The organism is Frischella japonica (genome assembly GCF_014489845.1).
Taxonomy (GTDB): domain Bacteria; phylum Pseudomonadota; class Gammaproteobacteria; order Enterobacterales; family Orbaceae; genus Frischella; species Frischella japonica.
This window is the reverse complement of record NZ_JABURY010000015.1, coordinates 51,837-64,573: the sequence shown is the minus strand read 5'-3', so window position 1 is coordinate 64,573 and position 12,737 is coordinate 51,837. Positions and strand designations below refer to the sequence as shown.

13 protein-coding genes are annotated in these 12,737 nt (G+C 33.9%); 7 read left to right on the top strand and 6 right to left on the bottom strand.

Annotated elements, in window-relative coordinates:
- Nucleotides 1-43: 43 nt before the first annotated feature.
- Entirely contained in the window at nt 44-2,173 is a 2,130-nt protein-coding gene (gene yccS, locus FcAc13_RS06350) for a YccS family putative transporter (RefSeq protein WP_220679875.1), read from the bottom strand.
- Between the two features lie 220 nt (nt 2,174-2,393).
- Here yccS and FcAc13_RS06345 point away from each other — a divergent pair, with 220 nt between their 5' ends.
- The gene (locus tag FcAc13_RS06345; RefSeq protein ID WP_187755371.1) at nt 2,394-2,723 is read left to right on the top strand and encodes a Grx4 family monothiol glutaredoxin; all 330 of its coding nucleotides are present in this window, start codon (nt 2,394-2,396) and stop codon (nt 2,721-2,723) included.
- Nucleotides 2,724-2,787: 64 nt separating this feature from the next.
- Here the strand turns inward: FcAc13_RS06345 and darH are convergent, their stop codons facing one another.
- Genes darH through FcAc13_RS06325 form a run of 4 tightly spaced genes read right to left on the bottom strand, consistent with a single transcriptional unit; the run spans nt 2,788 to nt 6,376 of the window.
- Complete coding sequence (gene darH, locus FcAc13_RS06340; RefSeq protein WP_484494497.1) at nt 2,788-3,798, bottom strand: BtrH-related acyltransferase DarH; 1,011 nt, start codon at nt 3,796-3,798, stop codon at nt 2,788-2,790.
- 27 nt (nt 3,799-3,825) lie between these two features.
- On the bottom strand, nt 3,826-4,263 hold the full coding sequence (locus FcAc13_RS06335) for a DarG family dialkylresorcinol biosynthesis protein (RefSeq protein ID WP_187755369.1): 438 nt from the start codon (nt 4,261-4,263) through the stop codon (nt 3,826-3,828).
- A 2-nt stretch (nt 4,264-4,265) separates the two neighbouring features.
- On the bottom strand, nt 4,266-5,453 hold the full coding sequence (locus tag FcAc13_RS06330; protein ID WP_187755368.1) for a beta-ketoacyl-ACP synthase III: 1,188 nt from the start codon (nt 5,451-5,453) through the stop codon (nt 4,266-4,268).
- A 2-nt stretch (nt 5,454-5,455) separates the two neighbouring features.
- The gene (locus FcAc13_RS06325) at nt 5,456-6,376 is read right to left on the bottom strand and encodes a dialkylrecorsinol condensing enzyme (protein ID WP_187755367.1); all 921 of its coding nucleotides are present in this window, start codon (nt 6,374-6,376) and stop codon (nt 5,456-5,458) included.
- A 123-nt stretch (nt 6,377-6,499) separates the two neighbouring features.
- Here FcAc13_RS06325 and FcAc13_RS06320 point away from each other — a divergent pair, with 123 nt between their 5' ends.
- The 5 genes from FcAc13_RS06320 to FcAc13_RS06300 are packed head-to-tail and all read left to right on the top strand — an operon-like array spanning nt 6,500 to nt 10,801.
- Nucleotides 6,500-7,420: an ABC transporter ATP-binding protein gene (locus tag FcAc13_RS06320; RefSeq protein ID WP_187755366.1), complete on the top strand. Its 921-nt coding sequence runs from the start codon at nt 6,500-6,502 to the stop codon at nt 7,418-7,420.
- Nucleotides 7,417-8,628, top strand: coding sequence for an ABC transporter permease (locus FcAc13_RS06315; RefSeq protein WP_187755365.1), 1,212 nt, complete (start codon nt 7,417-7,419; stop codon nt 8,626-8,628). Before FcAc13_RS06320 ends, FcAc13_RS06315 begins: the two co-directional genes overlap by 4 nt.
- 55 nt (nt 8,629-8,683) lie before the next feature.
- On the top strand, nt 8,684-8,950 hold the full coding sequence (locus tag FcAc13_RS06310) for an acyl carrier protein (RefSeq protein ID WP_220679869.1): 267 nt from the start codon (nt 8,684-8,686) through the stop codon (nt 8,948-8,950).
- A 4-nt stretch (nt 8,951-8,954) separates the two neighbouring features.
- A complete protein-coding gene (locus tag FcAc13_RS06305) occupies nt 8,955-10,106 on the top strand; it encodes a beta-ketoacyl synthase N-terminal-like domain-containing protein (RefSeq protein ID WP_187755364.1) in 1,152 nt (383 codons plus the stop codon).
- The gene (locus tag FcAc13_RS06300) at nt 10,106-10,801 is read left to right on the top strand and encodes a hypothetical protein (protein WP_187755363.1); all 696 of its coding nucleotides are present in this window, start codon (nt 10,106-10,108) and stop codon (nt 10,799-10,801) included. Before FcAc13_RS06305 ends, FcAc13_RS06300 begins: the two co-directional genes overlap by 1 nt.
- Before the next feature lie 6 nt (nt 10,802-10,807).
- On the opposite strand, the gene rnt is transcribed toward FcAc13_RS06300, so the two are convergent.
- Nucleotides 10,808-11,440 carry a ribonuclease T gene (rnt, locus tag FcAc13_RS06295; RefSeq protein ID WP_187755362.1) on the bottom strand — a complete coding sequence of 211 codons (633 nt, stop codon included), beginning with the start codon at nt 11,438-11,440 and terminating at the stop codon, nt 10,808-10,810.
- Nucleotides 11,441-11,656: 216 nt separating this feature from the next.
- On the opposite strand from rnt, the gene dinB reads away from it, so the two are divergent.
- Nucleotides 11,657-12,712 carry a DNA polymerase IV gene (gene dinB / locus FcAc13_RS06290; protein WP_187755361.1) on the top strand — a complete coding sequence of 352 codons (1,056 nt, stop codon included), beginning with the start codon at nt 11,657-11,659 and terminating at the stop codon, nt 12,710-12,712.
- The last annotated feature ends 25 nt before the right edge of the window (nt 12,713-12,737 follow it).

The window sequence follows — 12,737 nt, the reverse complement described above, 5'->3', positions numbered from 1 at the left end:
AGTTCAAAATGTTTATTTGAACTTGATAGAAATAATTATTTTGTTACGCGCTTTTATTGATTAACTGCGTGGCTAAATGGGTTATTTCCGGCAAAATTTCTAAGATCAATGCTAATTGCTGAAGGACTAATAAATCATAACTCGTTAACCCTTCGGTTTGTTGTTCATTTAAACGGTGAATCATAGTGTCTAAATCTGTTAATTGTGGCGCCTTTTTCTGTTTTTCTTGAAGCATATTAATGATTACAAGATTAGTATCATCAAAAAAGGACAAGATTGGTTGTGACAGATTTTTATCACGATGTGCTGCCAACGTCGAAATATAACTGATTAAGGTATAGTTTAGAGTAATAAATCGAAAAGCCTGATCGATAATCTGCTGATTAACATGCGGTTCTTTAGTCATAATACTAATTAATGATGAAAGATCAGCATTGTTTTCGTGGACACGTCGCCTGATATCCCGATAAGTGACATCATTAGTTTTACCAAATGAGTATTGTGTGCCAATTAAAGCTAAATAATGGCAATCATCATCACACGCGCGTTTAATTAAGGCGCTTAACTGACGAAATTGCCAATCTGGCCAAATCAAGTTAATTGCTAGCCATGCAATCATACAGCCAATAATCGTTGCGATGATTCTGGACAAGGCAACTGAAAGACTGCTTTCGCCAACTAAACCGAAACTAAAAAATACCAGTAAAGTTATAAAGGTTGTAGCATAAGCGTACTGGGAATTTTTGAATAAGAAAAATAGCCACCCACTTATAATAATTAAAATTAATTGTGCCTCAATATTTGGTAATAAGTAGGTAAGTGGAATACCGAGTATAATACCGACAATTGTACCAAGAATTCTTAATTTTAAACGATGTTTTGTTGTGGAATAATTAGGTTGGCAAACAAACAAACTGGTTAAGATAATCCAATATCCGTGAGGTAAATTGGTAAGTTGAATAACACAATAGCCAATTAAAAAAACGATACTCATTCGTACAGCATGCCGAAAAAGTGGTGATTTAATGGTTAAGTTTTGTTGGATGCGATGCCAGGCATCTTTAAAACTATATAGTTGATCATCGATAAGTTGTCTTTCCATATATTGATTGGAAAGTTGTTGTTCATTATTTATGTTAGCTAACAGTAAATCGATATTCTGAAGATTTTTTATGAGTAATTTTAGGCTAGCCTTCAAGTGACTATTTCCATGATAATGGTTAATGGCTTCTTCGAGATGATTAAAGTATTTTTCAAAATTGCTATTATGTTGATATATCTGATTATATTTAATGCAGTTCGCTAGTTGATTACATGCCTTGGCTTGCTGTTGTAAAATACCGGCAAAGCGAAATAAAATATCGCTATGTTTAAGCTGGTTGCTTAAGGTTTGATAATTGACGTGGCTTGCACTAACGCGTTCATGAATATCTTGAGCCACAAAATAGTAATTGAGTAAGTTTTGGATATAGGATTGACCGCGATAACTTTTAAAACGATTAAATAAGGAGTGTTTGGTTTGATTCAAGGCGTCGATTAAGCACTGATTATTTTGTGCTAATAGTAATAATTGATTTTTAAAACCCTTGGTCTCATCGGGATCAAAAAAAGTAGCTTTTGCTGATAAATAATCCGCTAACCGGGCAAAGGTATTAGATAAACTTTCTTGAGTTGTTCGAATCGGTAAGATGAGCGATTCAATAAATGAGACTAAATTATACCAAATAGCTCCCATTAATAAGTAAAATGGTTGTGTATATAGGTCATTAAACATTTGCTGACCAAGCATTGTATATGCTGCAATCAATAGTGAACCAAATGCAATGACCCCATACCGTTGTCCCAATGCACCAACGATGGTAAACAGAAAAGTTGATGTTACTAAACCAATAATGAACAGCAACGGGTAAGGGAAAAGGATCTGTACGGAAAAAATCGCGATAGCAAAACAAAGTAGCGTTAATATTAAATTAATTAAGCGATACAGTAAACGGGTATCAATTTCTGTTAAAGCCGCAGCAACCACCCCTAATGTAAGGGGTATAACGGCAATAATATTATTAAAATACCAAGGTATAAAAGTTGAACCTGTTAAGCTAACAACGATACGAATGCTATATAGCATATTGCTATGATAAAATACTTTTTTTAATGAAGATTGAATAGAAGACACGACTGACTTTATGGTAAAAAATACATTAGTAATTATTTTAACTGAAAAAGTCTAAAATAAATATGTTATTAACATAGGTCGAATAATAATTTTACACTTATTAAAAAAAAATTTATTTTTTAAATTTAACAACTGTAATGATAGTTAATATCAATAGCTGTCATTTTACTTTTAAGTTAATATAACGACGTTAATTAACTATTATTGATATGAGATATTTATGACTACCATTGAAAAAATTCAACAACAAATTAGTGAAAATCCAATTCTCCTTTATATGAAGGGATCACCGAAATTACCAAGTTGTGGTTTTTCAGCTCAAGCTGCACAAGTTTTATCCCAATGTGGAGTTCCTTTTGCTTATGTAGATATTTTGCAAAATCCAGATATACGTGCCGAATTACCTGTTTATGCAAACTGGCCAACATTTCCCCAACTTTGGGTTGAAGGTGAACTAATAGGGGGCTGTGATATTATGATAGAAATGTTCCAATCGGGTGAATTACAAACCTTGATAAAAAATACTAGTAGTAAGTATCAGACAGCATAATGGTATACAGATTACGTTCTGTGCTATGTTTTTTTGACATAGCACAATGCCATTTTAATTTTATTTATTTCATTGCTTTGATAAGCATTTGCCAAAGTTTTTTTTCATCGTCAGCAACTTGATGCAATAATTGCGCAACATCATAAAAGCCATTTTCTGATAAATTTCGACATAATTTTACCGTTCGACTGGCAAATCGACGCCAATTATCACCAATATCAGTCATGAATTTGGCTGCATCTAGTAATAAGGTTTGCTGATTAGTTGGAAAATAATATGCTGATTGTTGTAAAAATGATGCGTACATGTAACGGAAACCGGCACCTCCGGTTCCTATCTCTTCTTGCATTCTCACAATATGGCCAAGATAAAGTTTTTTATATTGATCAGATTTGCGAGATTTTTTTAATTTTTGAATTCGATTAGCTAATAAATGAATACCTTTAATACCAACAAAGGGGAGTGGAGCCTGCATTTGTCGTGCATTTTTTACAATCGCATTACGGATGAGTGGAACTAAATCAATACAATGATTAATGGGTTTGCTGAGATCTAACGTATACATAAGCCCTTTGCCAGCCAACGCACCTTTAGCAAAACGCGCTCTTTCCAAATCAATTCTTGGACACGCTACCGGGTTTTCCATAACCGGATCGCTGATCAAATAATGATCATCTTTTTTACCATACACTAAAATATTATGAGCATTAAAATGAAAGCGTAATGCTTCTGGCATATATGGCAACCAGAATACTGAGGTTTGTAAGCCAACTAATTGGTTATTTTGTAATGCAAGATCTAATTTTTGCATCCCCTGTGCTGGAGAAGAAAATTTATACATATTTAGCTGTAAGCCTAACTTTTTACAAGAATTTCTTATAATTGTTTTGGGCGGCATACGATAGGCTATTAAGGGCATACCTGATACTTTAATCATTGGTAAATAGGCAAAAGTGAGCGCTGAAGATAAACCAAAGAGCATAGGTTCGCTAAAATCTAATCCATAATGTTTTAGTAGTGTGGACATCACACCACTTTCACAATGGGCCGTATGTTGGTGCTGAAATGATTCAATTGTCATAAAATTTCTATTGATAATAAGTTAATGTTCATCGAAAGAATCATTAATACCATTCGATGTAATTTGATCAGGCAGTTGTTTAAGTTGTTCAATGGATAAATTAAACGCCTGTGCATAACGCATTAATTTTTTATCTGATAATTGATTAAATATTTTAAGATTTAAATGTCGCCTAATTTGCCAACGGAAGAAACCACTGGTCTGAGCCAGACTAGTCACATCATGTCGGTAGGCAAACATATAATAAAATAGCGGTGATTTTTGACCAGATTTTACTAAATCATAGGCATGTTGAGTTTGCTCTGTTAATGCATTAACAGCTTGTAAAGTTGCATACTCTTCATCTTGCCAGCCATCACTTGTCGCCGATGTATATTTTCCTTCCGTAGTCGCATAAATAATTTTGGCATGACCGCCATAAGTTTTACTTTTGTCTTGTGGGATTTGATTTACATCCATGGTTATTGTTCCTGCTTATTGGGGTGAATAACCTCTAATAACATAAAACATGATGAAAAACGTCCACTTTCAGGAATATAACAAAGTATTTTTTGACCATGTTTTAATGACTGGGTGCGGATAAATTCTTCTAATATAATGTAGATTGAAGCAGAACCCGTATTTCCTTTTGAGCTAAGATTAGTAAACCATTTTTCATAAGGTATATGAAAACCAATATTCACTAATCCTTGATATAATTTATCACGAAAATAATTTGATGAATAATGAGGTAAAAAATAATCAATCTGTTCATTTTTTAGATCATGTTTTTTTATTGAATTGGCAAGCATTTTCTCAACAGTATATTTGACTATATTCTCGTTGAGAAGTTTAACGTTTTGTTTGACACTTAATAAACTTTGAGCCTGTTGCTCGGTTTGCGTATATTGTTTCCAACCAATAAACTTGTCATCATGGAAATCACCACCTGCGTACATGCAAGCAGGCATTTCATTGGCATAGGATAATAGATCAATCCAATGAATTTTAAGTGATAAGCAATGCGGATTAGCTTGATTACTCAATTGCATTGCACCGGCGCCATCAGATAACATCCAACGGAGAAAATCTTTTTCAAAAGCGATTTCTGGACGAATATCAAGTTGGTTAATTTTTTGCTCAATTTCAACTTGAAAATTTTCACTTCTCATAACGGCGGATGCGGTTTCTGAAGCACAGGCAATCGCAGTATAGTGTTCTCCTGTTTTAATGGCATTATAGGCTTGTTTTAGCGCTGACATCCCTGCTACACAAACCCCTGCACAGCTGTGAACTTCGCAAGGTTGACTGGTTTTCAATTCGCCATGAACCATAACACCGTGTCCGGGCATAATTTGATCAGGATAAGATGTACCGCAAGCTAGAAATGTCATTTTTTTAATTGCTTGTAGATCATCATTATATAATGTTTTAATTGCTTGAGCTGCAAGTTCGCTATTACTGTGGGTAGCCTGACGCGTTCGCGGGTCGATCGCATAATATCGTGTTTTTATGCCGTTACTTTTTAATATAATCGCCCTAGCTCTTGACGGTTTTTCTCCAACTTGACCAAGAATGTGCTCCATAGTTTGATTATCAATTGGATCATTGGGTAAAAATACTGAAATTTTATTTATATATACGTTTTGAATGTTCATATTATAACTCATACTTATTCGCCCGATGGCCAGCTAAATAAACTTTTTTGCTTATGGATTTTATTCTTTAACCAAGGAGACAATAATAGTTTAATTAATGCACTAATAGGTACAACAGTTAATATAACTGTAATTAAAAATAGAATATAAAAATACAGTAGAGCATGACGCAAATAGGGCGATATTGTTCCTGCTTGTATTATCCACTTACCCCAAAAATTAAAACTGCGATGTCCAAATTTTTCACTTAGGATCAACCTCTCATTAACTTTAACTGCTGCCATATTTTTTAGCATAGGTTCGTTAATAAAAGGTTGCGTTAGTAAAACAGATTTTATTTTTTCGCCATATTTCGTACATTCATTGATATCTTCTTCAGAAATCCCTGCTTTTGGTAACCAAGATACCGGTTGTTTACTACCAGTAAACATCCATAATGGTGTAGCAATAAAACTAGCAGGACCACCACATGAGTCGATTCGTACTACGTTATCAACTAGATTGGCTTGAGCTTCTTTTAGGTGTTTTTTTACAGTTTCTTGTGCCATCAGCCACATATTACGGCAACCAATTAAAGTTACAATTGGTGTATTAGCTAAAATTGCTTTGGTTTTTTCATGTTGTAAAAAAGCAGTAATAGGCTGAGCTGGCGATAAGAACCATACAGTATAAGCTAATATGACTAAATCATATTTCTGTTGCTTGAATTCCGGAGTGATAATTGGCGCTGGGGTTAAACGCACTGTTTCTGGGAAAGTATCAAAAAACCGAATAAATGACCATGGAAATTGGTAAGAAACCTCGGGTTTAATCGCTAAGGTTTCTAAATTAATTTCATCATGATTCGATAAAGGCGATACAAATTTTTCGGCTAACTGTTTTAATTGACCCGTTTGTGAATAATACACCAAAAGTACATTTTTTTTATTTTTCATTGTTATTGTTAATTTATAAACTTATTATCAGATGATAACTGCTGGCACAATACCGATTTCAACATCATAACATATTATGTTAGAATTCTAATTATAAAAATAATAAATCCACTGAATATTTATATGTTAAAACTCTCAAATGTGAGTCATTGTTATGCTAAATCTAATCAAAATGCAATATCAAATGTTGATTTAGCTATTGAATCGGGAACATGTTTTGGATTATTGGGACCAAACGGAGCGGGTAAAACGACATTAATTTCGTTAATGACTGGTTTATTACCACTTCAATCTGGGCAAATTTTATATCATAATCAGTCGTTAGCTAAACTTTCAATTCAACAATCGCAACGTATTTCGTTAATACCTCAAGAGTATGCTTTTTATCCTCAATTAACAGTATGGGAAAATCTACAATTTTTTGCATCACTGTATCACATAAAAAACCGCAATTTTTTATGTTCTTTACTTGAAAAAGTGGCCCTATTATCCTATCGAAACACGCTATCAAAAAATCTTTCAGGTGGATTAAAACGGCGTTTAAATTTTGCCATTGGTTTAATTAATTCACCTTCTTTCATATTTATGGATGAAATTACCGTTGGGGTTGACCCTCTTTCGCGACAGTTTATTCTCGATAGCGTGAAGCAATTAAGTCGGGAAGGCGTAACCATTATTTATACCTCACATTATTTGCAAGAAATCGAATCTTTATGTCACAAAATTGCCATTATCGAGGGTGGAAAGCTGCGATATTGTGATACTGTTGATAACATTTTAACCCAAAATGGTCATCAACATTGCTTAATTACTTTAAGTAAACCGGTTTCGGCTGACCTCTTGGCAAGTATTCATGGTTCAGTTGTAGCTAATCATTCATCATATATCATTCGTATTAATACTCTGGCAATTCAATTAGTTAGTGTATTAAATAGCTTAAAAAATTATGAAATACTAAATGTCCAATATGGATATGGTTCATTAGAGTCGTTTTATCTAAATTTTCTAAATCAGACCGCTTTCATCAATAAGGATGACAAATGATTGCAGCAATAATTAAGGAGTTTCACCTTTTAAGTCGTGATCTACATGGTATAGCCGTGTTATTTCTCATGCCAATGATCTTCATGTTGATCATGTCAGTAGCATTAAGTCAAAGCGATGATGTCAACCAAAATAGCAAAATAGCGTTAGTCGGTGATGCGAGTAATCCTATAAATTTATTACTGATAGACGAATTGAAGAACCAAAATAATATTCATGTTGATTCAATTGAGCTAATAGATCAAGATGCAGCTAAAGTTCAACTAATTCAAAATCATTACGATATTTTAGTTATCAATCCAAATACCACGATAACAGATTTAACGCATGATGCACCTCTGCAATTAGTAAGCTTAGCCGGAACGGATGCTCTTAGATTACTTAATTTAGAAGCGATATTACAGAAAATTTACTTACAATATCGGCTTCCCTATCTTTTGACGCAACAAAATAGTGTGCCCGAACATCAGTACAATACGACTCAAAACATTATTTTAGAGCAACAATTGGCTAATTTTTTAACAACTAACATCATTGTGGAGGAGTTTTTAAATACAAATGGACTAGTAGTTGTTAAACCAAGTTCAGTACAACAAAGTGTGCCAGCTTGGCTTATTTTTGGTATGTTTTTCATTATGATACCGTTATCGAATGTAATGACATGTGAAAAACAAACCAACACGATCATTCGCCTAAAATTAGCTAAGGCATCTGCGACCAGATTATTGTTTGCTAAACTTATACCCTATTTTATTATTAATCAATTGCAATTTTTGGGCATGATTCTACTTGGTATCTATGTTTTACCGTTAGTTGGTATTGCGGGGTTTGTATTGCAAGGACCTTATTGGTTTTATATGATGCTGTCGATAGCCATTAGTTTATCCGCATTAGGCTATGCATTATTGGTAAGCGTCTTGGCAAAGTCAGCTGAACATGCAGTGGTATTAGGCGGGGGGGGCAATATTCTAATGGCTGCATTAGGCGGAATTATGGTACCTAGTTATATGATGCCAGAAACAATGCAAACGATAAGCTTGATTTCACCTATGTCATGGGCATTAACTGGTTTTCATAATTTATTATTAAATCAATATAATTTTACGCAAATATTACCCCAATGGTTATCGTTAATTTGCTTTGCATGTATATTTTTATCGTTAGCTAGCGCGATATATTATCGCCAATTGAATAAACGCTATATTTAAATGACATTGGTAGTTTGGAATAATATCAATAACTTATTATTAAAAGAGGATAAAATTGGAAAATCTTACATGGCAATTAAAACTATTAATTATTACTGAAGCTGAAAAAGAAGAGACTTTAAGTGCAGAACAGTTAACCGATGATGAACCATTGTTTGGACCAGAAAGTCGTTTAATGTTGGATTCGCTAGATGCTTTACAAATTTGTGTAGCGCTTAAAGAGCAATTCGGTGTTCGTTTACAGGGGGATCGTGAAGTTAGAAAACATATGATGTGTGTAGCAAATTTATGTGATTATGTTCAGCAACAAATTAATGAATAATTGAATGAAAAAAATTTATATTAATGGATTTTCAGCTATCTGTGCGCAGGGTGATGGTTGCCAAACGATTGTCGCTAATATGATGTCTCGGCCCAAAAGCCCACAATTACGAAGTTTACATTTTGATAATGAAATAAAGCAAATTTATTACTTTCCTGCTTTTGATAAAAACAGATTAACATTGAGGGAAATAGTAGATAAAATCGCAAAACAAATTTTAGTCACTTTGCATGCGTGTCACTGGTGCGAATCGCAATTAGATGAAATCCCGATATTTCTAGCCTCTACCTCATTCTCATTGTCATCACATGAAATTCGTTTTTTCAATATTGAGCAAGAAAGATTAGCCCAGGCCTGTCATGACCAACCTTTCTCATTGAGTGAAATAACTGAACAACTTAAATTAAAATGGCCAGCATTATCGGTTATTAATATTGCGACATCCTGTACGTCCGGTTCAAATGCATTATTGTATGCTCAACGTTATATTCGTCAGGGACTTATTAAACGAGCACTGGTTGTAGGCTTTGAAGCTTTTAATTCCGTTACATTGGAAGGTTTTTATTCATTAGGGCTTTTAACGGCCAAATTTAATTCACCCTTTTCGCCTAACAGCGATGGGTTAATATTAGGCGAAGGGGTTGGTTGTATTGCAATCAGTGATCGACCAAATCCCGATCATTACAATCAGTTTATTTTACATGACGGCAAGAATGAATGTGATATTGGTAATATTACGACAACCGATCCCAAAGTAGTAGCAAAATTAATCAATGATACCTTGACTCAAACGGGAATTAATCCATTCGAAATTGTTGCAATTAAACCCCATGCTACCGGAAGTCCTGTTAATGATAATGTTGAACAACAGAGTATAGCCGCCACATTTATTAGTGAGCCACCGTTATTATTTTTTAAATCCTATTTGGGACACACATTAGGTGCCTCAGGTGTATTAGAAACCATCATGCTATTACTAATATTCCAATCCCAGCGTATGCCAATTTTGCCGCATTACCAAGACAATGAAGGGGATGTTGAAGATAAATTTAGCGGCAAAAAAGTATTGACCGCATTACCTTCTGGATATTATTTATTAAATTGCTTAGGATTTGGCGGTAATAATACCACATTAATTTTGGAGATAACTAATTAATGGAAAAGCTGTATCTACATCAACAATCTCAATATTTGACAACGGCAAACATAGATGAAAAAGGACTCAAACTTGAGCTTAAACAAAGATTTCAGATATTAAGTCGTCGAACAACTCGTTTAACATTGCTCGCGTTATTAGGTGCATTACCAATGCATAAAATACAAAAAAACTGCGGTGTCTATATTACTTCGAGTTTTAGTTCACCGAGTAATATGTATGATCTACAGTTGGATATATTTCAACATAAAATACCAAGACCTTTCCAATTTATTAATAGTATTAATAATGCTGTTTCATTTTATATTGCCCAAGCTTTAAATTTAAAAGGTCCTAATTTATTTGTTGCAACGCAATCCAATAATTGGTCACAAATTTTTCTCCCTGCTTTGATCGACTTAGCTCAAGGTAAAGTACAACAAGCGTTAGTTGGTTGGTGTTATGAATCACCCACCTATATTGATTCATACCATCAAGAAGGTAGCCATTGGTTATTATTATCCAGACAATGTGAACAGGCAATTGCTGAAATTTCTATTCATCAAGGTCAATGTAATGCATCAGAAATCCAAAAGCCGAACTATTATTATCAGAATGTTTCGGAAATACTTGATGCTATTCAACAAAGATCAAATAAACAATGGAAGATTAATTTAATGTTTAACAAGTATCTCAAGCTTCGCTTACTTAATTAATCAAATTCAGTTAGTTAATGGCCAACCACCAAGTTGTTTAAATCGATTAATCATCTCACAGAACAATACAGCGGTTTTTTCGGTATCATATAAGGCTGAATGTGCTTCTTTTTGATCGAATGGAATTTTAGCCACTTCACAAGCTTTTGCTAGCACAGTTTGACCATAAACTAACCCAGCTAAAGATGCTGTATCAAATGTTGCAAAGGGATGAAAAGGGTTACGTTTTATTTTACAGCGTTCAGCAGCTGCCATCATGAAACCATGATCAAAGTGGGCATTATGCGCCACAATGACAGCACGTGTGCAATCATGGGCTTTAATCCCTGTTCGTACTAATTTGAAGATTTCATCGATAGCAATTTTTTCATCAACAGCACCTCGTAATGGATTGTTAGGATCGATTCCATTAAAGGCGAGGGCTGAAGGTTCGAGTATTGCGCCTTCAAAAGGATTGACATGGAAATGACATTTTTCATCAATGTTAAGCCATCCATCTTGGTTCATGTTTAATGTGATTGCGGCAATTTCTAAAATGGCATTGTTTTTGTTATCAAATCCAGAGGTTTCAATATCAATAACAACGGGATAAAATCCACGAAAACGATTACAAAGCTTATTATTTATGATATCTGACACGATAATTTACTATAATGATTAACTTATTGATGAATATATGGTGATTATTATGCCAGTTTTCATTGCTAACGAATAGGAAAATTACATAATCTTTCAATGTAAGATTATAATTTGCTATAGTATATTATCCATTTTTACTGTATATTAAATCAGTTGTTAATCATTTTTTGTTTTTAACCATTTCACTTTATTTAATAAAATTTATTTTGAATCATAATGAAGAAGATAATTCATATTGATATGGATTGTTTTTATGCTGCTGTTGAGATGCGTGATAATCCTCGTTATCGTAATATGCCAATAGCGGTAGGAGGAGATCCCAAAAAGCGTGGCGTTGTGGCCACGGCAAATTATCTTGCGCGTCAATATGGTATTCATAGTGCTATGTCTATGGCTCAAGCTATAAAGTTATGCCCACATTTAATTGTGATCCCTGGACGGTTCAATGTTTATAAAGAAGTCTCAGGACAAATTCATCAAATTTTTAAACGTTATACAAATCTTATTGAATTTGTATCGTTAGATGAAGCTTATTTAGATGTTACTGATTGTTTATTATTTCATGGTTCTGCGACATTGATAGCACAAGATATTCGACGGAAAATCGCAAAGGAGCTTAACTTAACGGCTTCTGCTGGAATTGCTCCACTAAAGTTTTTAGCTAAAATAGCCTCAGATATAAATAAACCTAACGGGCAATATGTTATTGTTCCAGATAAAGTGACACAATTTATTACCGATTTACCATTAAAGAAAATTCCAGGGGTAGGCAAAGTAACTGAAAAACGTTTGTCTGAATTAGGTTTGATTTACTGTCGTGATGTGATTGATTATGATTTATCAAAACTACTTAATCAATTTGGTAAATTTGGCAGAATATTGTATGAACGTTGCAATGGGATTGACGACCGAGAAATAAATAATGATCGGCAACGTAAATCGGTAGGTGTGGAACGAACAATTGCTCATGATCTGTATTCATGGGAAGCGTGTTTAACAATTTTTGATTCGCTTTACAGTGAGCTTGAAACTCGTTTAGGTAAAGTCCGTGCTGATTTTTCAATTGCTAGGCAAGGAGTGAAATTTAAATTTCATGATTTCCAAATAACAACGCAAGAACATATTTATCCAAAATTAAATAAACAAGATTTGATCAATCAAGCATATCAAATTTGGCACGAGCGACGCAAAGATCGTGGGGTGCGATTAATTGGTTTTCATGTAACATTAATCGACCCCCAAGTAGATAAACAATTAGTCTTACAGTTATAGCGCTATAATATCCCCTAGATATTTG